This is a genomic window from Pseudoflavonifractor phocaeensis (genome assembly GCF_021531815.1).
Lineage (GTDB): Bacteria > Bacillota > Clostridia > Oscillospirales > Oscillospiraceae > Lawsonibacter > Lawsonibacter phocaeensis_A.
In genome coordinates this window covers 1-21,681 of the sequence record NZ_JADYUM010000019.1, presented here as the reverse complement: position 1 = coordinate 21,681, position 21,681 = coordinate 1, and the positions used below count along the sequence as shown (strand labels likewise).

19 protein-coding genes are annotated in these 21,681 nt (G+C 62.1%); 2 read left to right on the top strand and 17 right to left on the bottom strand.

The annotated features are described in order from the left end of the window. Nucleotides 1-227: 227 nt before the first annotated feature. From nagA to I6E42_RS10795, 8 genes are all read right to left on the bottom strand, one after another. Complete coding sequence (gene nagA / locus I6E42_RS10830; RefSeq protein WP_235371957.1) at nt 228-1,358, bottom strand: N-acetylglucosamine-6-phosphate deacetylase; 1,131 nt, start codon at nt 1,356-1,358, stop codon at nt 228-230. Further along, nucleotides 1,349-2,101 carry a glucosamine-6-phosphate deaminase gene (nagB, locus tag I6E42_RS10825; RefSeq protein WP_235371956.1) on the bottom strand — a complete coding sequence of 251 codons (753 nt, stop codon included), beginning with the start codon at nt 2,099-2,101 and terminating at the stop codon, nt 1,349-1,351. Before nagB ends, nagA begins: the two co-directional genes overlap by 10 nt. A gap of 16 nt (nt 2,102-2,117) precedes the next feature. Continuing rightward, nucleotides 2,118-3,035, bottom strand: a complete 918-nt coding sequence (locus I6E42_RS10820; protein ID WP_235371955.1) for a dihydrodipicolinate synthase family protein — start codon at nt 3,033-3,035, stop codon at nt 2,118-2,120. A gap of 70 nt (nt 3,036-3,105) precedes the next feature. After that, nucleotides 3,106-3,990, bottom strand: a complete 885-nt coding sequence (locus tag I6E42_RS10815; protein ID WP_235371954.1) for a carbohydrate ABC transporter permease — start codon at nt 3,988-3,990, stop codon at nt 3,106-3,108. Nucleotides 3,991-4,005: 15 nt separating this feature from the next. Then, nucleotides 4,006-4,896 (bottom strand): carbohydrate ABC transporter permease, encoded by an 891-nt coding sequence (locus I6E42_RS10810; protein ID WP_235371983.1) that lies wholly within the window; start codon nt 4,894-4,896, stop codon nt 4,006-4,008. A gap of 192 nt (nt 4,897-5,088) precedes the next feature. Beyond that, complete coding sequence (locus I6E42_RS10805) at nt 5,089-6,450, bottom strand: ABC transporter substrate-binding protein (RefSeq protein WP_235371953.1); 1,362 nt, start codon at nt 6,448-6,450, stop codon at nt 5,089-5,091. A 149-nt stretch (nt 6,451-6,599) separates the two neighbouring features. Beyond that, nucleotides 6,600-7,457: a MurR/RpiR family transcriptional regulator gene (locus I6E42_RS10800; protein WP_235371952.1), complete on the bottom strand. Its 858-nt coding sequence runs from the start codon at nt 7,455-7,457 to the stop codon at nt 6,600-6,602. Between the two features lie 37 nt (nt 7,458-7,494). Continuing rightward, nucleotides 7,495-8,697: an AGE family epimerase/isomerase gene (locus I6E42_RS10795; RefSeq protein ID WP_235371951.1), complete on the bottom strand. Its 1,203-nt coding sequence runs from the start codon at nt 8,695-8,697 to the stop codon at nt 7,495-7,497. Between the two features lie 182 nt (nt 8,698-8,879). On the opposite strand from I6E42_RS10795, the gene I6E42_RS10790 reads away from it, so the two are divergent. Together I6E42_RS10790 and I6E42_RS10785 are read left to right on the top strand one after the other, a co-directional pair. Then, nucleotides 8,880-10,262 carry an ROK family protein gene (locus I6E42_RS10790; RefSeq protein ID WP_235371950.1) on the top strand — a complete coding sequence of 461 codons (1,383 nt, stop codon included), beginning with the start codon at nt 8,880-8,882 and terminating at the stop codon, nt 10,260-10,262. A 3-nt stretch (nt 10,263-10,265) separates the two neighbouring features. Next, nucleotides 10,266-10,928 (top strand): GDSL-type esterase/lipase family protein, encoded by a 663-nt coding sequence (locus I6E42_RS10785; RefSeq protein ID WP_235371949.1) that lies wholly within the window; start codon nt 10,266-10,268, stop codon nt 10,926-10,928. 255 nt (nt 10,929-11,183) lie between these two features. Here I6E42_RS10785 and I6E42_RS10780 read toward each other — a convergent pair whose 3' ends face one another. The 9 genes from I6E42_RS10780 to I6E42_RS10740 all read right to left on the bottom strand — a co-directional run. After that, nucleotides 11,184-11,813, bottom strand: coding sequence for a DUF624 domain-containing protein (locus tag I6E42_RS10780; RefSeq protein WP_235371948.1), 630 nt, complete (start codon nt 11,811-11,813; stop codon nt 11,184-11,186). Nucleotides 11,814-12,054: 241 nt separating this feature from the next. Next, on the bottom strand, nt 12,055-12,729 hold the full coding sequence (locus I6E42_RS10775; RefSeq protein WP_235371947.1) for a hypothetical protein: 675 nt from the start codon (nt 12,727-12,729) through the stop codon (nt 12,055-12,057). Between the two features lie 15 nt (nt 12,730-12,744). Continuing rightward, complete coding sequence (locus I6E42_RS10770) at nt 12,745-14,265, bottom strand: DUF1538 domain-containing protein (RefSeq protein ID WP_235371946.1); 1,521 nt, start codon at nt 14,263-14,265, stop codon at nt 12,745-12,747. A gap of 267 nt (nt 14,266-14,532) precedes the next feature. Next, complete coding sequence (locus tag I6E42_RS12860; RefSeq protein WP_235371945.1) at nt 14,533-15,090, bottom strand: 4'-phosphopantetheinyl transferase family protein; 558 nt, start codon at nt 15,088-15,090, stop codon at nt 14,533-14,535. Between the two features lie 2 nt (nt 15,091-15,092). After that, complete coding sequence (locus tag I6E42_RS10760) at nt 15,093-15,323, bottom strand: acyl carrier protein (RefSeq protein ID WP_235371944.1); 231 nt, start codon at nt 15,321-15,323, stop codon at nt 15,093-15,095. Between the two features lie 17 nt (nt 15,324-15,340). Next, complete coding sequence (locus I6E42_RS10755) at nt 15,341-17,014, bottom strand: AMP-dependent synthetase/ligase (RefSeq protein ID WP_235371943.1); 1,674 nt, start codon at nt 17,012-17,014, stop codon at nt 15,341-15,343. Next, nucleotides 17,011-18,570: an HD domain-containing response regulator gene (locus tag I6E42_RS10750; protein WP_235371942.1), complete on the bottom strand. Its 1,560-nt coding sequence runs from the start codon at nt 18,568-18,570 to the stop codon at nt 17,011-17,013. The genes I6E42_RS10755 and I6E42_RS10750 overlap by 4 nt, the downstream gene beginning before the upstream one ends. A gap of 16 nt (nt 18,571-18,586) precedes the next feature. Continuing rightward, nucleotides 18,587-20,494 carry a histidine kinase N-terminal 7TM domain-containing protein gene (locus I6E42_RS10745; RefSeq protein WP_235371941.1) on the bottom strand — a complete coding sequence of 636 codons (1,908 nt, stop codon included), beginning with the start codon at nt 20,492-20,494 and terminating at the stop codon, nt 18,587-18,589. After that, on the bottom strand, nt 20,484-21,681 hold a 1,198-nt coding region (locus tag I6E42_RS10740; RefSeq protein ID WP_235371940.1), incomplete at its 5' end, for an SDR family oxidoreductase. The genes I6E42_RS10740 and I6E42_RS10745, both read right to left, overlap by 11 nt.

Here is a 21,681-nt window from a genome sequence, read left to right as displayed (position 1 = left end):
GAGAGCGAAACTCCGCGGACGTTGCGGCAGGTCTCCACACTGCCGTACCGCCGGCCCGGCGGGCTTGGTCTCCTCCTTTTTGATGGCTCCCGGCGCGCTATAAGGTTGGAGTAGCGGCCGGCGCCTATTTAAGATTGGGGGCAGATTGCTAACTACCATTTTACCATGAAAATTAACGGTTTTCAAGGAAAAAACGGCGCTTAATATGGCAATATTTACCGAGACGGTTATTTGACCAGTGCGCCCTTGAACACGATGGCGCGGATGTCCAGAGTATCCTGGTCCAGCAGGACGAAGCTGGCTTCCTTGCCCTCCTCCAGGCTGCCGGTCCGGTCCTCGATGCCGATGGACCGGGCGGGGTTGTAGCTGCAGGCCTGCACCGCGTCCGCCAGGGGGATGCCGAATTTCACGGCCTGCCGCAGGCAGCCCATCAGACTGGTGACGGAGCCGGCCAGCGTCTCGGGGTGGCCCACGATGGTGGCGCGGTTGCCGTGGACCTCGATCTCCTGGCCGCCGAAGGGGTACTGACCGTCGGGCATGCCGGTGGCCCGGAGGGAGTCGGAGATCAGGATGACCCGCTCTTTGCCGAAAAGCTGGAAGGTGAGCCGGACCACGCTGCCGTGGATATGGACGCCGTCGCAGATCAGCTCGGGCATCACATGAGGGGCGTCAAAGGCGGCGCCGATGACGCCGGGGGTGCGGTGGTGCAGGGAGGGCATGCCGTTGTAGAGGTGGGTGGCATGGTCGGCCCCGGCGGCGAAGGCGGCGCTGGCCGTGTCATAGTCCGCCGTGGTGTGTCCCACCGAGACGTGGATGCCGTCCTCTGTGGCGGCTTTTACAAACTCCAGGCCGTTGGGTTCCTCGGGAGCCACGGTGACCAGCTTGACGCAGCCTTCGGCGGCCGCCTGGAGGCGGCGGAGCATGGCCACGTCAGGGGCGTGGAGGAAGTCGCCGTTCTGGGCGCCCTTTTTGGCGGTGGAGAGGAAGGGCCCCTCCAGATGGGCGCCCACCACCTCCGCGCCGCCGGCGTTTTTCGCCCGGTGGGCCGCCGTGTTCCGGCAGATAGCGGTCAGTTGGTCCTCAGGCAGGGTCATGCCGGCAGGGCAGATATAGGTGACGCCCTGGCTCAGCTCAAAATCCGCGATGCGCTGCAGGCCCTCCGGGGTGGCGTCGCTGAAGTCCTCGCCCACGCAGCCGTGGAAGTGAACGTCCACCAGTCCGGGGATGACGTAGCATCCGGCGGCGTCCAGGACCTCACCGTCGCCGCTGGCAGCGGTGAGCAGAGAGCCGTCCGTGCAGATGTCACGGGCCACAAAGCCTTTTTCCAGGTCAAATACCTGGCCGCCGGTTACTCGCATACGGGCACCCCCGCGGCGATCAGCTTGCTCAGCGCGGCCTTGTCGCCCACCAGGACCACGTCATCATGGAGCTGGAGGATGGAGGCGGGGCAGTAGGGGGTAATGGGGCCGCAGAAGGCGTTGTACACCGCGTCGGCCTTGTCGGCGCCGCTGGCGATGAGCAGCACCCGGCGGGCGGCCATGATGCAGCCGATGCCCATGGTCAGGGCCTGGCGGGGCACGTCATCGGCGCTGGCGAAGAAGCGGGCGTTGGCGTCAATGGTGCTCTGGGTCAGGTCCACCACGTGGGTCTCTTTCACAAAGTGGTCACAGGGCTCGTTGAAGCCGATGTGGCCGTTGCGGCCCAGGCCCAGCAGCTGGAGATCGGCATAGCCCAGGGAGCGGACCAGCTCGTCGTACCGGGCGCACTCGGCGGCGGGGTCGGCGGCCAGACCGTCTGGCACGTTGGTGTTCTTCACGTCGATGTCGATGTGATCAAAGAAATTGTCCTGCATGAAGTAGCGGTAGCTCTGGTCGTGGGTGGGGGCCAGACCCTTGTACTCGTCCAGGTTGACGGAGCGGACTTCCTTGAAGCTGAAGTCGCCCCGCTGATTCCAGGTGGCCAGCTGCTTGTAGGTGCCCACGGGGGTGGAGCCGGTGGCCAGACCCAGCACGCAGTCGGGCTTCCGGATGACCTCGGCGGAGATCAGGTTGGCCGCGCGGCGGCTCATGGCGTCATAATCTTCGGTCAGATAGATGCGCATGGAAAGACCCTCCCCCTCAGCAGTACTTGGCGATGGCGTCCTGGATCTGCTTGGAGCAGGCGTCCACCACGGCCTTGTCGGACTCGATCAGGTTGGCCAGGGGAGCGCGGACGCCGCCCATGTCCAGGCCGTACTGCTGCTTGATGACTTCCTTCATCACGGCGTACAGGTTGCCATGGGCAGAGCACAGCTTGTAGATGATGCGGCAGATCTCGTTCTGGATCTTGGCGGCCTCGGCCATCTTGCCCTGGTGGAACAGGTCCCAAACCTTCAGGAACAGCTCGGGCATGACGGCGTAGGTGCCGCCGATGCCGCCGGTGGCGCCCATGGCCAGGCCGGAGATGAACTGCTCGTCGGGGCCGTTCATGACCACGAAGTTCTCGCCACCCTCATCCTTCCACATCTGGATGTCCTGGGTGGGCATGGAGGAGTTCTTGACGCCGATGACCCGGGGGTTCTTCAGCATCTCCTGGAGCAGGGGGATGGTCAGGGCCACGCCGGCCAGCTGGGGAATGTTGTAGATGATGAAGTCGGTGTTGGGGGCGGCGGCGGAGATGTCGTTCCAGTACTGGGCGATGCCGTAGGGGGGCAGGTGGAAGTAGATGGGGGGGATGGAGGCGATGGCGTCCACACCCAGGCTCTCGGCGTGGGCGGCCAGCTCCTGGCTGTCCTTGGTGTTGTTGCAGGCCACATGGGCGATGATGGTCAGATCGCGGCCCTTGGCCTCGGCCATCACGTTCTCCAGGACCACCTTGCGCTCCTCCACGCTCTGATAGATGCACTCGCCGGAGGAGCCGCCCACGTACAGGCCGCGGACGCCCTTGTCGGCCAGGTGACGGACCAGAGCGCGGGTACCCTCGGGAGAAATATTGCCCTGCTGGTCATAGCAGGCGTAGAACGCGGGGATCACACCCTGAAACTTTTTAATATCCATTACAATCAATCTCCTAACTCAATAAAATGTGATAAATTTGCTTTGGAAAGCCGGATGTGGCTGGAGCCGCTTAACCCTTGACGGCACCCATGGTGATGCCCTGGGTGAAGTACTTCTGGAATACCAGGAACACAAGGATAATGGGGATGGCTGCCAGGGCAGCGCCTGCCATGAGCAGGCCCATATCGATGGAGGTCTCGGCCTGCATGGTGGCGATGCCCAGAGAGATGGTGTAGTTGGAGCTGCTGGCCAGCATGACCAACTGCATGAAGTAGTCGTTCCAGCTGTTGATGAAGGTGAAGATGGCCAGCGCGCCCACGCCCGGCTTGACCATGGGCAGGACGATGGAGAAGAAGGTCCTGGCCTCGCTGGCGCCGTCCACCCGGGCGGCCTCCAGGATCTCGCCGGGGATGCCCTCGGAGAACTGCTTCATCAGGAACACGCCGAAGGGCCAGCCCACGGTGGGGAAGATGACTGCCCAGAGGGTGTCATACAGATGCAGCGCCGACATCTCTTTCAGCAGGGGGATCAGGATGACCTGCTTGGGCAGGGCCATGGCGCATACGATCAGGGAAAACAGTAGGGTCCGGCCCACAAAGCGCTTCTTGGCCAGGGCATAGCCGGCCATGGAGGCGGTGAGGCAGGTGAGGACCATGGCGGCCACCGCCATGAAGACGGTGTTCACCAGCCAGCGGATGGCGCCGGGCACGGTGGGTCCCACCAGAGCGCCCAACTGGAACAGGGGAGCGGAGCGGCGGTCAAACAGTTTTGCGAAATTGGCCATGGTCCACTGGGAGGGCCAAAACACGGGGGTGGTGCTGTAAATGTCCTGGCTGGTTTTGAAGGCGCCGGTGACGATCCAGTACAAGGGGAACAGGAACAGGAAAGCGAGGACAAACAGAATGATCATGCTGAGAACTTTATAAGCCCTGGAACGGTTCGACGTAAGATTCATATTCATCCTCCCCCCTTACTTTTCCTTGGCCAGCTTGAACTGGAGCGCGGACAGCAGGCCGATGAAGATGGCCAGGATCACGCCCATGGCGTTGGCGTAGCCGAAGTGGCCGGCCTTTTCCGTCAGCTTGAAGGCGGTGTAGTAGATGTAGTACATCACCGTGTTGGTGCCGGAGCCGCCCTGGGTCAGCAGCTGGATCAGCGCGAAGCACTGGAAGGAATTGATGGTGGTGATGACCAGGATGTACAGGGTGGTGGGCATCATCTGGGGCCACTTGATCTTCCAGAAGACCTGGAAGTTGGTGGCGCCATCCACCTGGGCGGCCTCCACCAGAGACTGGTCCACATTGCCCAGGGCGGAGACGTACAGCACGATGGGCTGGCCCACGGAGGTGGTGAACAGGATCAGGATGATACAGCCCAGGGCGTACTTGGGATCGCCCAGCCAGTTGATGTTCTTTTCAATGAGTCCGGCGCTTTTCAGAACATAGTTGAACACGCCGGTGTAGTTGTCGTACATCCACTTCCACACCACGGTGACGGCCACGGAGCCGGTGACCACGGGCAGATAGAAGATGCAGCGGAAGGCGGACAGCAGCTTTCCGTTGAGCTTGTAGATGGCGGAAGACACCCACAGGGAAAAGGCGCACACAGCGGGCACGCTGACGATCACGATGACGAAGGTGTTCCACAGGGCTTCGCGGAAAGTCTTGTCCTTCCACAAGTCGATGAAATTGGTCAGGCCCACAAAGTTGCCCAGCCCCTGGGTGTTCATGTTGGCGTCCGTCAGGCTGTTGACGATGCAGATGACCATGGGGATGATGACGAAGCCGACGAAGAAGATCAGGATTGGCAGCAGGAACAGGTAGCCGGAAATGGTCTCACGCCGTACCAGAGCCCGGCTCATTGTGGACTTAGGCTGTTTAGCCAAAATAAGTCTCCCCTCTCTCAGAATCATGTCGGAGGAAGATACGGGCTGGGGTCGTGGGCCGCAGCCGGGCGTCTCTCTCCGGAAAGAGGAACACGCCCCCTCCCCGCGCGTCGCGGGGAGGGGGCGCGCTATCCCTCTTTATGCGAGTGTTGATAACTTATGGATCGATCAGCCGGCGGCAGCGGCGTTGGCCTCATTCATGAAGGTGGTCACGGTCTCGGTGACGTCGGCGCCCTCGCCGATGTCCTGGAGCATGTTCCACCAGGAGGTACGGGCCTGGGCCCAACCGGAGGTGACCTGATAGTAGTCGCCCAGGTAAGGCATCAGCTTGGTGTACTCGGCCATGATCTCGTTGTCGGCCCAGATACCGGTCAGGTCGGCGCCCTCGGCGGTATCGCGGACGGCGAAGTAGTTGGCAGTCTTGACAGCGTCAGCAGTGTTGGCGGAGTCGCACATGTACTTGATGAACTGCTTGGCGGCGTCGATCTTGGCGGAGTCGCCGTTATCGAAGATGCCGAAGCCCCAGATACCGCCGCACAGCTTGGACTCGCCGGTCTCGGAGGGGAAGCTCATGAAGACGATGTCGTCGCCGGAGATGGTCTTGCCGGCGCCGGTGTCAGCGGCGTTGGGGTTGAGCTGCTGGGCGATGTTCCAGCAGAAGCCCATCTTCAGGATGCCCTGGTAGAACTTGGCGATCTCGTCGCCGCCGGCCAGGGAGGCGTCGAAGGCGATGCCGTCCATGCCCTTCAGCTGCTCCAGAGCCTTGATGTTGGCGGCGTCATCCCAGGTGTAAGCGGTGTGGTCGGCAGTGGTGAAGGTGCCGCCGTACATGTTGTTGATCAGAGCGCGGGTGCCCTGGTCGCCGCCCTGGCCGGCGCAGTAGACAGCGGCCACGGTGTCGCCGTACTTGGCGTACAGGGCCTCAACGGCCTTGATGAAGTTCTCGGTGGTCCAGGTGTGGTTCTCCAGGTCCAGATACTGGTCGGCGCCGGCCTCCTTGAAGGCGTTCAGGTTGATGGCCATGCAGTGGGCGGTCATGACCAGGGGGTACTCATAGACGGCGCCCTCAGCGTTGGTGCAGGCGTTCAGGACGGACTCCTGGATCTCCTGCTTGTCGGTGGCGTCCAGCATGTCGGACAGGTCCACCATGTAGCCCTTGGCGCCCCAGTTGGCAACCAGACGCTCGGGACCTTCCATGACCAGGTCGGGGGCCTTGCCGGCGGTGATGGCGGAGTTGACCTTGTCGTCGCCGTCAGCGTAAGCCAGATACTCCACGTTGACCTTGATGCCGGTGGCGGCCTGGAAGGCGGCGGTCAGCTCGTTGACCTGCTTCTCATCGCCCCAGCCGCCGATGGGATAGGTCCACAGGGAGATCTCCGTGGCGTCGCCGGAAGCGGCAGGCTGGCTGGTGGAGGCAGCGGCGGAGCTGCCGGAGTTGCCGGCGCTGCTGGCGGGCTTGCTGCCGCCGCCGCAGGCGGTCAGCCCAAGCGTCATGACCGCGGCCAGAGCAAGAGCAAGAATTCTTTTCATGTTTTGTTCCTCCTTATTTTTGATAAAATTTCGCGTTGCCGGGGTTTGCTGTATAGTCAAATTGTACAAGAGTGCGGGGGCTTTGTCAATACAGTTTCTTCAAAAAAATTTCACAAATTTTTTATTTTGAAAATTTTTTTAGAAACAGTTCAGAGATGCTTGTCTGACAACGCGTCAGCCACCTGGGCCCTCCGGTTCCTGCAGCCCTCCAGATCCCGGCGGCATACTTCGGAGAAGAGAATATCCACCAGGTAGAGCTGGGCCACCCGGGCGGGGACGGAGCCCAGCTGGAGAGGGGATTCCCGGGAACCGCACTCCAAAACGATGTTGGCCTGGGCCGCGCCGGGGGAATTGCGGTACCGGGTGATGAGGATCACGGGTGCTTTCCGCTCCTTTGCGGTGCGGAGCACGTCCATCAGATCGGTGGTGGTGCCGGAGTAGGAGAAATAGAGGATGGCGTCCCGTTCGCACAGATGGGAGGCATAGATCACCTGCATGTGGGAGTCGGTGACGGGGAAATAGCCGGGGAAGGCCGTGGAAAACAGATGGGCCGCCTCCTGGGCCATCAGCATGGAGCCGCCCTGCCCCATACACAGCACCTTGTCCGCCTGCAGCAGGATGTCGGCGGCGGATTGGATGGCGCTGGGGCGGACCAGGGTCTCGGTCTCCTGAATGGCCTCCATGCTGGCCCCGGCCAGTTTGTGGGCCAGACTGGGGATGGTGTCCTCGTGGGTCACCTCTCCGGTCAGGGGGTTGGAAAAATTGGAGCGGGAGGCCTCGGAAGTGGCAATGGCCAGCTTGAAAGAGGAAAAGCCGTTGAAGTTCAGCCGCCGGCAGAAACGGGAGATGGTGGCCTCCGCCACGCCCGCTGCCTCGGCCAGCTCGGAAATGGACATGGTCTGGGCTCTTGTCCCGTTGGAGATGATGAAATCCGCCACCCGCTTTTCCGAGGCGGTAAACTGGAAATACTTCTGGGAAAGAAGATGGAAGATGTCATTTTCACCCATGGGAGGTCACCGCCTTTCTGTCAAAATTCTCCCGGAGTCAGCGTTCCAAAAGCTCGCCCAGCATGGTGTCGCACTGGATCAGGCAGCGGGGGAGGTGGAAGGGACCTTTGAAAGTGGAACCCTTGGTGCTGGGCATGGTGGGCAGGCCGTCCCGGCGCAGGTAGCCGTACCACTCGCCGTTTTCGGGATCAGAGAAGTGCTCCCTGCAGTAGTTCAGGGTCTTGTCGAACCAGTCCAGATACTTCTCCTCATTGGTGTCCCGGTAAAGCATCAGGGAAGCGATGAGGATCTCGTTGTGGGGCCACCACAGCTTCATGTCGTGCTCATAGGCCTCCGGGGGCTTGCCCAGGCAGTCGATGAAGTAGAGCAGTCCGCCGTACTCCTTGTCCCAGCCGGCCTCGATGGCCCAATCGAAGATTTGGGCGGCCTGTTGGACCAGCTCCTGGTTTCCGGTGCGCTTGGCGTGCTCCAGCAGGAACCAGACGCCCTCAATGTCGTGGCCGGGGTTGACGGTGCGGCCCTCGGTGTAGTACAGCCGTGCGGAGCCGTCCTCAGCCACGTTCTCCAGCACGCACTTCAGCTCGGGGTGGACGTGGTACTGGAAGATCTCGTCCACGCAGGCCTGGGCCCGCTCCTCATACTCGGCCTTGTGCTCGGGATCAACCTGGAGCAGGGTGCCGATGACGTTGAGGATGATCATGGGGATGCCGAAGGCGCGGCCGGTGCGGGTCTCGGGGATGGTCTTGGGTCCCATGCCCACAGGGTCGGGCATGCCGTGGGCCAGATCCCAGTATAGGTTGTAGGCCCGGCGGGCGCGTTCCAGGTGCTCCTTCTCGCCGGTGACACCGTAGTATTCGGCGTTTGCCAGGGCATAGAAGGCCTCGGAGAAGTAGTAGCGGCGCTGGCGCAGGGGCTTGCCGTCCTCGGTGACGGTAAAGTACATCCGGCCGCCGGCGGCGTGGTTGATGCAGTGGTCCTCCAGGAAGTCCAGACAGCTCTTGCTGGCGGCCAGCCACTCCTCCTTCACCCCGTACACCCGGCACAGGTGGGCGAACATCCAGCCGCAGCGGCCCTGCATCCAGACGCTCTTGTCGGTGGAATAGATCTCACCTTTGCGGTCCAGGCAGGTGTAAACGCCGCCGTGCTCCTTGTCCATGCCGTGGTCGAGCCAAAAACGCACGCAGGCGTCCAACTCGCCCTGGATCCAGCTGCGGTAAGACTGTAAACGATTTTTGTCCATGGGATTCATCCTTTCTTCACATGATGGGATAAACTAATCCTAGCCTGTTTTGTAGGATACGTCAAGATAAAAAGAAAATTTTTTGCAGGGCCTTGACAAAATGAAAAAAGCTGATAGCCTATCAGTAACGGATTTACTATTGTTCTGAGGTATCTGCACCATATTTGAAGGAGGAAATCGATGTGAAACACCTTGGCATTGAGGTCACCATCAAAAACGTTCCGTCTCTGGACCCCGGCTTCCTTCCCCTGAACCGTTACTACGAGAGCTTCCGCAAGGACGCCAAAGAACCCTTTGACATCGCGGTGGAGCGGGCCGGCGGCCAGATGGCCGTCTGCAAGACCACGATCCACGGCACACCCGAATTTTTCGACGCTGATGTGTATTATGTGGAGCGCCTGGTCAAGACCCTGCTGTGGATGAAGGGCGGCTTCAAGGTCTATCTGGCGGGCAATCAGGCGGTCTGCGACGCCATTGCCAAGTTCTATTCCGCCGGTGGCCAGCAGGAGTTCGACTGGGACTACATGGCCAGCGTGTTTGAGCATCCCTTTGAGGTGGTCCGGGTGGACAAGGTCCCCGAGGCCAAGGACGCGCCCAAGCGCATCGGCGGCCATCTGGACGGCTGCCGCATCGGCTTCGACGCCGGCGGCTCCGACCGGAAGGTGTCCGCTGTCATTGACGGCGAGAGTGTGTACAGCGAGGAAGTGGTCTGGTTCCCCAAGACCAATTCCGACCCCGACTACCACTATGCGGGCATCGTGGCGGCCTTGAAGTCCGCCGCCGAGCATCTGCCCCGGGTGGATGCGGTGGGCGTGTCCTCCGCCGGCGTGTACATCAATAACCGTACCATGAACGCCTCCCTGTTCCTGAAGGTGCCCAAGGACCAGTTTGACGCCAAGGTGAAGGACATCTATATCCGCGCCATCACCGATACCTTTGGCGACGTGCCCTATGAGGTGGTCAACGACGGCGACGTGTCCGCCCTGGCCGGCACCATGAGCCTGAACGACAACAATGTGCTGGGCATCGCCATGGGCACCAGCGAGGCCGTGGGCTATGTGGACGAGGACGGCTGCATCACCGGCTGGCTCAACGAGCTGGCCTTTGTCCCCGTGGACGCCAACCCCGAAGCCATGCGGGACGAGTGGTCCGGCGACATCGGCTGCGGCGTTAAGTATTTCTCCCAGGACTCCGTCATCAAGCTGGCCCCCCGGGCGGGCATCGAGCTGGACGAGAGCCTGTCCCCCGCCGAGAAGCTGAAGGTGGTCCAGAAGCTGATGGAGGCCGACGATCCCCGGGCCGCCCAGGTCTATGAGTCCATCGGCGTCTATCTGGCCCATGCCCTGGCTATGTACTATGACCTGTACCACTTCAGACACGTGCTGCTCCTGGGCCGGGTGATGTCCGGCAAGGGCGGCGACCTGATCCTGAACCGCTGCAAGGAGGTCCTGGCCGACGAGTATCCCGAGGTGGACAAGGCCATTCTGCCCAGCCTGCCCGACGAGAAGTTCCGCCGCGTGGGCCAGTCCGCCGCCGCCGCCAGCCTGCCCGAGTTGCGGAAGTAAGCCGTGAAGAAACACATTCTCTGCCTGGGAGACTCCAATACCCACGGATACTGTGCCGACCCGGCCGACTGCGCCGACGGCGCCCTGGCCCGGTTCAACGAGGAGGAGCGGTGGACCCGCCTGCTCCAGAAGGCGCTGGGGGAGGAGTATCTGGTGGTGGAGGAGGGCCTGTCCGGCCGGACTACGGTCTTTGAGGACCCCTTGTACGAGGGCCTGGACGCCCTGCACTACCTCTATCCCTGCCTGAAAAGCCATGAGCCGGTCAGTCTGCTGGTCATCATGCTGGGCACCAACGACACCAAGGAGCGCATTGGAGCCAACGCCTATGCCATCGGCCTGGGCATGCGCCGACTGGTGCGGAAGGCCCAGACCGTGGACTGCTGGGGACCGGGCGGAAGGCCCAATATCCTGATCATCGCCCCGCCTGTCATCGGTGAGGGGGTCAGGACCTCCGCCGTGGCCGACGAGATGGGAATCGGCGCGGAGGAGAAGTCCCGGCAGGTGCCAGCTGAGTACCGCCGGGTGGCCGCCGAGTGCGGCGTCCATTTCCTGGATGCCAACCAGGTGGGCTGCCAGTTCAACCAGGTGGATTTTATGCACCTGACCCGTCAGGGGCACGCCGCCCTGGCCGCCGCGTTGGCGGAGCGGATCCCTACTTTGCTGTAAATATTGCGAACTATGTAACGAAGCCCTCTGGTCACAGACCGGAGGGCTTTAGCTTGTCGACAACCCCTGATTCTTCAAGGGTTCGGAGGGAAGGATAGTTTGAAAGGAAACCGTCAGGGTTCCCTTTTTTTCCAATCAGTACAAGTTTGGAAACATTTTTTAATGTTTTCAAATTTGCTCAGGCTGTCGAAAAGGCTTTTTCGACAGCCTGAAGCCCTCCGGCCGTAGGCCGGAGGGCTTCGTTTATGCCATGATTTAGGTGCCGCTCTCGTCCTTTTTGAGGAAGGGCGCGAAGATCCGCTCCAGGGGGAAGGAGCACAGCCAAGCGGCGGTGGCGGGAATAAAGATACAGGAGAAGGGCCACCAAATGACAACGCTCAGGAGCAGAATGACCATGACAATCATGAGGGCGGCCGAGAGCAGGTGGGCGAAGACCAGCTGGCAGGCGGTCCGGAGCAGTGCGCCGGGGGTGAAGGTGAAGCGGGACAGGAGGGCGCAGGCAAACAGCCAGACAGCCAGGGGGATGCAGAACAGCAGCCGGTAGGTGTAGAACAGCACCCCGCCGGCCTGACTGCCCGCCAGCATCATGACGTAAGCCGTCCGGTACAGCAGCAGGAAGGCCGCTGTCAGGGACAGCATGGGCAGAGTGACCAGAAAAGAGGTCTTCAGCTCCCGGCGGAAGGTGGTGAAAAAGCGGGCATAATCTCTGCTTTCTCCCCGGCGGACGCCGTGATACACCGCGTCGTAAAGGGCGGTGGTGGAGGCCCCCAGGGTGACCAGGGGGAGGGAGCAGAACAACCAGCACAGAGACAGGCCAAACAGGTCCATGATTCGGGTGAAAGTGCGCCAAAAGGGGCTTTCAGCGTTGAAAAAGGAAGAGAACATAAGCAGTCCCTCGACTTTGATCCGTGATGTGCGGAAACTTAATCCTGTACCGGTATTATAGCGTGTATGGATCAAAGCCGCAAGTCCGGGAGAGTAGCTTTCCAGTCAGCGCCCGGGAGCGGTTGGAGCGGAGAAGCCGGCAAAACGCGAGTCCCGGTCCGGCCAGCGGGAAACAGAGTGTAAAAAAGCCTTCCCCCTGTGGGGGGAAGGCACCGGGCGAAGCGGTTGGGATAAGGGGGACTTATCCCAACCGCACGATCTGGTCGATGGGCAGGGAACAGACCACGGTCTGGGCGGGGCTGCGCAGGCCGTGGGCGACGTTTACCGCCTCCATGATGGGAGCGCGGCGGTCCTTGGGGACCACAATGGCCACGATCTCCCGCTCGGCGTTGAGTTCCAGGCCGTAGGCCTGTTCCAGATCCTCCAGGCCGGACAGGCGGCCCTTGATGACGGTGCCGCCCCGGGCCCCCTGGGCTTTGGCGGTGGCCATGACGGCGTCGCTGTATCCCCGGGCGCAGGCCACCAGGATCAGAGTACTTTCAGCAGAGTGTTCCATGGGAGCATCCCCTCCGTTTCCTTTTTTGCCGGCACTGGCCCGGAAATCCACCAGGGCGGCGGCCAGATTGTTCAGCCCTGTCAGCGGCAGGGAGAACACGATGCCTGAGGTGCCTGCGCTGCCCCGCAGGTCGTTGTCCAGGTCATGGAGCAGCAGCTGAGCGGACGGGGCGGCGGCAAAGCTGAAGACCACATCCTTTTCGCTGGACCCCAGGCCTAAAATGTCTAAAATTTCCGAAGTGGCGGTGCCACGGCCGGCGCACTGAAGGTGGAGGAAGACCTGGCGCTGGTCATACAGCCGCTGCATGGCCACGCCCTTGCCCCGCTCCACAATGGAGACGATCAATTTGATGGCGTCCAAAGCGCTCCTCCTCTCTCAGTCGAAATAGACCACGGTGTCCTCCACCCGCTCCATGTGATAGAGCAGACGGCGGCGGGCCAGCTTGTGGCGGAGCTGGCTGTACAGGCCCATGGCCTGGATGGTGACCAGGGGCGTCATGGCCACCATGGCCACGGTGCCGAAGGCGTCGGTCATGATGCTGCCGCCCAGGGCGGAGCAGGCCCCCATGGCGAAGGGGAGGAGGAAGGTGGCGGTCATGGGGCCGCTGGCCACGCCGCCGGAGTCGAAGGCGATGCCGGTAAAGATGGGGGGGACGAAAAAGGTCAGCCCCAGGGAGATGGCGTAGCCGGGAACGAGCAGCCAGAGGATGTTCAGACCGGTGAGGACCCGGACCATAGCCAGCCCCACGGAGACGCATACGCCAATGGAGAGGGCGCGGTCCATGGCCCTGTGGGAGATGGCGCCGTTGGAGACCTCCTCCACCTGTTTGGTGAGGACAGCTACGGCGGGTTCCGCCTTGACGATGTAAAAGCCGATGAGCATGCCGATGGGGACCAGCAGCCAGCGGTGGGCGCCGGAGGCCACCGATGCGCCGATGAGCTGGCCGGCGGGCATGAAGCCCACGTTGACTCCGCACAGAAACAGCACCAGTCCCACATAGGCGTAGAGCAATCCCAGACCGATCCGGAGCAGCTGGCTGCCTTTAAAGCGGCGGGCAGCCAGTTGGAAGACCGCGAACACTCCGGCGATGGGGAGCAGGGCGACAGCCACCTCGTGGGCGTACTCGGGGAGTGCGTCTAAAAAGCGGCGGGCCACGTCGGCGGTGGTGGACACCTGGAGCATGGGGGCGGAGGAGGGAACGATCTGATCCAGCCCGTAGACAGCTCCTAGGACGAGCACCGACAGGATGGGGCCGATGGAGCACAGGGAGATCAGGCCAAAGCTGTCGCTGGCGGCGTCCGCGTCGCTCCGGGCGGAGGCCAGCCCCAGGCCCAGGGACATGAGAAAGGGGACCGTAATGGGTCCGGTGGTGACGCCGCCGGAGTCGAAGGAGACAGGGACCAGCTCCCCGGGGACCAGAGCCGCCAGGAGAAACACCAGAGCGTAACAGGCCAGCAGCAGGCGGCGCAGAGGGATGCCCCGCCGTACCCGAAGAGCGGCGGCGGCCAGAAACAGGCCTACGCCCACGGCCACAGTGACCACCAGCACCTGGGTGTCGATGGCGGGCACCTGTCCGGCCAGTACCTGGAGGTCGGGCTCGGCCATGGTGGTCAGCACACCCAACAGGAAGTAGATCAGCAGGGGCAGCAGGGGGTGGCGGGCCTGGCTCAGGGCGGTGCCCATTCCCTCTCCCATGGGGATCATGGACATGTCCACGCCCAGGGTGAAAAATCCCATCCCGGCGATGAGCAGGATGGCGCCGAACAGGAACAGGACCAGGGTGCCTGGCTCCAGAGGCGCGGCGGTGATGGACAGGAGAAAGACAATGACGGTGACGGGCAGTACCGAAGCCATGGACTCACGGGTCTTTTCCGCCAGCTGTTTGTTGAACTGCAAAGGATGCCCTCCTTTCCCGGGAAATATAATATGTTTATTCTATTATATGGGAGAAAAATCGGGGCTGTCAAAGGGACGGAGAGTCCAGGTGTTAAGAAAACGGCGGTAGAAAAGGGGGAAAAACGGAACATAACATCGTCCGCAGGCCTGAGGAAAAAATGAAAAAGGCAAAAAAGACGAAAAAACAGCGCCCCTGAGGGCGCTGGAGGAGAAAAACTCTTGACATTTTCTTTATGGAAAACCGGACTTCTTAACAAGAGAGGCGGCTCAGAGGTCGTGCCATTCCACCACTGTCTCCTCCCGGGCGCACAGACACAGGCTGTACCCGGGGGCGAAGGGCAGCAGCCGCAGCCGCACCCCCTCCAGAGCCGGGAAATTGCCCGCCTCGTCCACCACGGAGAAGGTGGCGGGGTCGTCAAAAAAACCGTGTCCGGTGTATTTGACCCAGCTCTCCTTGGCGCACCACACGTCGAAAAAATCCCGATACCGGTTTTGCGCCAGCCAGGCGTCCTCCCGGGGGTGAAAGAAGCGCCGGGACAACCGTCCGGGATCGGCGTGGGACCGGTGGATCTGGAGGTCCAGCCCAAGGGGCACAGAGGCAAAGGCGCACAGCCACCACTGTCCGCTGTGGGTCAGGGAGAAATGGAGGCTGGGAACCTGGGAGAAAGAGGGCTTTCCCCAGGGGCCGGTCCGCAGCTCTCCCAGAGCGGCGGGGGACAGACCGCTGTACCGGGACGCGGCCCGGAGCAGCAGGGCGTGGGAACCGGGCCCCCCCTCGGAGAAGGGAGCCCGGAAAATCGCCGCCGGGATGCGGTCAGCGCCCACGGTCAGGGCTGGGTGAAGCCCTTCTGGGCCAGGTAGTCGATGACGTCCTTCACCTGGTGGAGGTGCCAGACCTCCCGGGTGGGGATGGTGGTGTCGAAATGGTCCTCAAAGGCGCTGATGATGTTCATGACGTCGAAGGAATTCAGGGCCAGGTCCTGGACGAAGTCCGTCTCGTAGGTGATCCCCTGTTTTCCGGTCACGTTGTAAATGATGTCCTGGATCAGCTGCAGCATGGTGGTTCTCTCTCTCCTTACTGGTTGTCGTACCGTTTGATCTTTTTGGTTCCGGTCTTATTGAACTCCTTCTCCCGGATGTTCACAAGTTGGATCTGCTGGTAGGTGGGCAGGTCCCGGTTGATTTTATCCACCTCCTGCTGCAGGTGCTCCAGGATCTCATAGGAGCTGAGCCCCTCGCAGCGCTGGGGGTCGGGGTAAATGCTGGCGGTGAGCTTCACATCATCGGCGAAGGCTCCGTTGGCGGTGCCGTAGACCATGACCTCTTTGACCATGGGGATGGCGGAGAGCATCTCTTCCAGCTTTTCCGGGGAGATCTTCTTGCCGTTTTTGAAGACGATCAGGTTCTTTTTCCGGCCGGTGAGGTAGAGGAATCCGTCCTGGTCGGTGTAACCCAAATCGCCGGTCCGGAACCAGCCGTCCTCCAGGGCCTGGGCGGTCTGATCCGGATCCTTGTAATAGCCCTGCATCACGGAGGGACCCCGGACGCAGACCTCTCCGTCATCCAGGCGGAGCTCCAATGTCTTCAGAGGCAGGCCCACGGAGCCGATCTTATTGGCGTAGTTGCAGTTGACAGAGATAAGGGGGGCGCATTCAGTGATGCCGTACCCCTGGAGCACCTGGACGCCCAGCAGCTCGAACTCCTCGGACAGCTCACGGCTCAAGTGGGCGCCGCCGCAGATCAGAAGATGCAGGGTACCCAGGGCCTTCTCACGCAGCTGCTCCAGAGTCTTGAACTTCACCGGAAGGTGGAGCTGGCGGCACAGGCGGGCCACTTTCATCAGAGTCTTGAGGGCGTTGGCCTTTCCGGCCTTCTCCACCGTCAGCCACATCTGGTTGTGGATGGCCTCCACCATCAGGGGGACGGTGAGCATGGTGTCGGGCTTGGACAGGTGGAGGTCCCGCATGGCGGTCTTCAGGTCGCCGTTGATATACAGGTGTGCCCCCCGGAGGAAGGTGTTGAGCACGGCGGAGTTCAGGCCGTAAGCGTGATAGAAGGGGAGGGAGCAGAAGACCCGCTGATAGAAGCACACATAGATGCTGGAATCGCACAGGTTCTGCAGTACGCCCTTCTGGCTGAGCATGACCATCTTGGACTGGCTGGTGGTGCCGGAGGTGAAGACGATCTCGGCGGTCTGCTCCAGGGACACGTCGGGGGCGGGCAGAGGGGACTCGGCCTCCAGGGCGTGCCCCTGCTCATAGAGGACGGAGATGGGGCATACCCCCTCGTCCCGGGCCGGACCGTCCATCAGGACGATGCGCTCCACGCTGCCGCTGTCCAGCAGGGGGAGGCAGATGGACAGAAAGGTGGAGGAGAGGAACAGCAGTTTGGCGTCTGAACGGCATACCATCTCCCGGATGATGCTGTCAGATTGTTCCGTGTCTACACAGACGGCCACACAGCCGCAGGAGACCACCGCCAGGAAGGAGATGATCCAGTCGGCGCTGTTTTCGCTGAGGATAGCCACATGGGAGCCGGGGACCAGGCCCTGCTCCAGCAGCCCGCGGCGCAGGTCTGCCGTCCGCTGGGTCAGCTCCAGGTAGGTGAGGGTCTTCTCCTCCTGCCGGCGGGTGAACCAGGACAAGGCGGGACGGGAGCCGTAGGTTTTGGCGATCCCTTCCAGAAACTGGGGGAAGGTGTCATAAAAGGGAACGGTGTAATCCGCTTTGTTATAAGACTGAATTTTCATGCCGGACCTCCTGTTGAAGATGAAAAGTCGGGGACGGCCTGCCGGGGCGCGCGGTCCTGGATCTCCTCACGCATCTTGGTCCAGAACTCAGGGTCCAGGGCCAGAGACTGAAAGACCTCGGTGATGTGGGCGTCCAGCTGGGTGCCCTTGGACCGCTCCAGCTCCTCCATGGCCTGCTGGAAGCTCAGGCTCTTGCGGTACTGGCGGTCGGAGGTCATGGCGTCAAAGGTGTCGGCCACGGCGATGATCCGGGCCTCCTCGGGGATATCCTCGCCCTGGAGCCCATCGGGATAGCCGCAGCCGTCGATGCGCTCATGGTGGCTGAGAATGGCGGGGAGAATGGGCCGGAACTGGCTGATGACAGAGAGCAGTTCCGCGCCGTTGCGGGGATGCGTCTTGATGACGTCGTATTCCTGAGCGGTCAGCTTCCCGTTTTTCAGCAGGATGTCATCGGGGATGGACAGCTTGCCCACGTCGTGGAACAGGCCGGCCACCCGGACCCGTTCGCAGTACGCCGGGTCACGGCCCAGCTTGCGGGCGATCTGAAGGGCGTAAAAGGAGACGCGGTCAGAGTGGCCCCGGGTGTAGGCGTCTTTGGCGTCCACCACCCGGCGCATGGTGCTGATCATCTCCAGATAGCCGCTTTGCAACTGGCTGTAGGCCTGGTCCAGCTTGTGGTTTTTCTCCTGGACCAAGGCGTGCAGGCGGGCGTTGCAGATGGCGGAGGAAGCCTGGCGGGAAAAGACCTCCATCAGCTGGATCTGGTCATACTTGGGAGGCTCCCGCAGCAGGATGGTCAGCAGGCCGATCTGGTGCTGCTCGCCGTCCACCAGGGGGAGGACCAGCTGCCGGTCCAGGACCAGAGAACTTTTTCCCTCCAACTGGGCCATCAGGTCCTCCGCCTCCTGGGAGGTGAGGGCGGAGAAGCCGTCGCCCGCCGCCCGGGAGGAGAAACGGGCTCCGGTTTCGCTGGGGAAGGCGGGGGAGTAGTGCTCCGCGTCCAGAGTCAGGACCACGTTGGCGCAGGGCAGCAGGGAGGAGGCGGTGTGCAGGATGCTGTCGGTGATGTGCTCCATAGACCGTAGATCGTGGATCAGGGGCAGGGAGTCCATGATGGCGGACAGCCCGTCCTTATAGCTGCGGATGGTACGCATCTGCCGGATGGATTTCACGCAGGATTCCACCAGCAGCTCCAACTGGTCGAACCGGTCGCTCTTTTCATAGTACCCCTGAATGTCCAGAGCGCGGATCGTTTTGATGGGGGGCGCCATGCTCTTGTGTCCGGTGAGCAGGATGATGAAGATGTCATGGTTGAACTGGCGGATCTGCTCCACCACCTGGTCGCCGCAGATGGGGGTCATCAGGAAGTCCAGCAGCAAAATGTCGTAATGTCCCCGCCGGATGCGTTCGATGGCCTGTTGGGGATCATTTTCCACGTCCACCCGGTAACCGGAGCGCTGGAAGTAAGCCTGAATGGTAGAGGTCATGATGGGGTCGTCATCCAAGGTAAGGATGGAGAAGGCGCCCTCAGCAGTATTTTGTCTGTACTGTCTCATAAGCTGTTACCTCACTTCACATTCCGGGGATGGGGGGGAGTGCGGAGGACTCGGTCAGGTCAGAGGACTCGGCGTCCAGGGAGGCGGCGGGGTCCAGGGGGATGGTCATGCCGAAAATGGCGCCGCCGCCGGGATTGTCCGCACACCACATGGTGCCGTTGAACTTGCCGTGGACCACGGCGTTGGAGATGTACAGGCCCAGGCCGCTGCCCTGGGCTCCCTTGCTGGTGACCATCTCTTTGAAGAGCCGGTTCCGGATGGTGGGGGAGATGCCCGGGCCAGTGTCTTTGACGTAGAGCTTGACCTGGTGTCCGTCCTGTTCCAGCCCCAAGGTGATGGGACCGCCGCCCACCTGCTTTTGGGCGAAGATCGCGTTGGTCACCAGATTGCCCAGTACCTGGACCAGGTTGTTGATGTCGCCGTGGAGGGTGATGTTTTGGGAGTCCTTACACTCGGACACCAGGGTGCAGCCGGCGCTGATGAGCTCGTGGCGCATCAGCAGGGTAGTGCGCTTGAGCAGTTCATCGATGGTGAACAGGGAGTCGTCAAAGGCGCTGACGCTGGTGGCCTGCCCCTTGATGGCGGTGATGATGTCCGACATGTAGGCGGTGGAGTCCTGGATCTTTTGGAACCAGTCCCGCATCTCGCCGAAGATCTCCCGGTAGTCTTCGGGGGTGACCCGTGGGTCGGAAAGACTGGCTAGGCACTCGTCGACCAGGGTATCTGCCGCCGAGACACAGCCTGAGATGCTCATGATGGGGGTCTTCAGGTTGTGGGCCAGGCCGCCCATCATCTGGCCCAGGAAAGCGAACCGCTCCTGCTCCATCATGCGGTTCTGGCTGTCCTGGAGCTGGCGCATGCTCTTTTTCAGCTGGGTGATGTCCTTGAAGATCAGGACGAAGCCCACGGGCTTTTCGTTCTGGATCAGCTGAGAGACGTCGGTGACGTAATAGTTCTTTTGCAGCACACCGCCCCGGTTGATGGTGGCGGCCTGCTCATAGGAAATGGTGGACTGGGCGTCCTGGCAGGCGTCCACAGCGGTGATCATGTTGTAGATAGCGGTCTTTTTGGAGATGTCTTCCTCCTTGACGCAGTCCTTCAGGTAGCGGTTTTCCGTGATGCCGTACCGGGAGGCAAAGACGGCGGCGAAGGATTTGTTGTAATTGAGAACCAGCCCCTTGCTGCTGAGTACCATGTAGCAGTCGGAGATCCAGTCCAGCATGTACTGGGTAGCCACCGGGGTGATGTCCAGCAGATTGAGCCGGTAGATGGCGATACCGTTGAACAGGATCAGGGGAAGGAAGCTGAGAGGGGTGGCGGTGATGGGGAAGTTCAGCCCCGAGAAGGTGGCGGCAATGCTGACCAGCAGGGGACACAGACCGCCCAGAAAGAGCATCAGACACTGCTGGAAGTAGAGCTTGCTGGGATTTTTGCGGACAAAGTTGAAGATCAGTCCGAAGCTGATGAGAAAGCACAGGTAGCTGTGCAGGCCGGTGACCAGGACAAAGGGACCGAAGACGATCTCGCTGCGGACGATGGAAAAGACCCGGTACTGCAGGTGGTGCCAGTCATTGGTCAGGGAGACCAGAACGGACAGAACGGGGACCGCCAGAAAGACCAGCATCCATTTCGGAAAGCGGTCCCGGCCCTGAACAAAAACCAGGGAGATCATCAGGTAGATGGCGGGAATGGCGATGCCCAGGTAGGTCAGGCTGTCCAGAATGGCCAGGGCCTTCAGATGGTCCGGCGGGGTGCGCCACATGACCAATATCAGTATGGCCCAGTAGGCGTAAACCAGCACCAGCCACAGGTACAGCTTGCTGAGCAGGGAGCGCTGCTTGGGGCTGTGGAACAGCCAGAAGATGAAGACGGCCACGCCCAACAGAGACAGCAGAAAGACTGCCGCGGCAAAATCAGATACCACGGGACCACCTCCCCTGGGACAGACGGTCCGCGGGGTCAAACCGGAAGGCGCGCAGCAGACGGTCCGGACCGGGCACAGCCGCCCGGAGGCCGGCCCGCTCCAGCTGCTCCATGGTCAGGGCGCTGTCCACTGTGATGGAGGCGGGGCCCTCCTTCAGCTGGTTCCACAGGTCCAGCAAGGGGGCCAGCAGGTCCCCCCGGAGGTCCACCGGGGCCTCGGCCATCATCCGGTCAAATTCCTCGTCGGGTACCACCTGCAGGCCGGAGACCACCGCCCGGGCGGCCTCCTCCACCCTGGGAGGATTGGGGCCCTGGAGGTGGAACACGGTCTGGGGCGCGTCCCGCAGGGCTACCGCCGCCTGGGCGCACCAATCGATGGGGGTCAGCTCCATGGGCGCGGCGGCCATGGAGGCGGGGATGACACCCATGGCGTGGATGCCCCGCATGGTGAGCCAGAAGGCGTTGGTCCTGGGATTTTTCTGGAAGGTGCCGTCCTGGGACCGGCCCACCAGGCGTCCCAGGCGGAACACCCGGGCGGTGAGGCCGGAGCGGACCGCGTCAAATACGGCGGCTTCCGCCAGAAATTTGCTGCGGACATACAGGTTCCGCCGCCAGTTCTGACCGATGTCGAAGTCCTGTTCTGTGAAGACGGCGGAGCCGTTTCCATCGGACAGGCGGTCGCCGGCCACGCTGGTGGTGGACATATGGAAGAGGGGGGCGTTGGCGGCCCGGGCCAGCTTGATCAGCTCCTGGGTCCCGCCCAGGTTGACGGCCAGCAGGGCGTCGCTGTCGGCGGCGTAGTGGCGCACGTCGGCGGCGCAGTTCCAAACGCCGTCCACCCGCCCGGACAGGGCCTGGTAGTCCCGGGGGGACAGCCCCAGACCGGGCCGGCTGATGTCGGCGGACAACACCTCCACCTGGTCCCCCAGCCCCAGGGTCCAGCCGCTGCCGAAGTACCAGGACAGGGTGTCCATCAGCCGGGCCTCATCCCCGTCCCGCATGGTGCACAGCACCTTGGATACGCCGTTTTCCAGCAGGGCGCGGAGCATGTGGGCCCCCAGGAAGCCGGTGGCTCCGGTGAGCAGCACCGTCTTCATGGCCCGCCGTCCGCCGGAGGCGGGCAGGGCAGGTGCCGTCCGGGGGTACTCCTGCCGGGGGGCGGAGACCACCAGGGTACGGGCAGGGGAG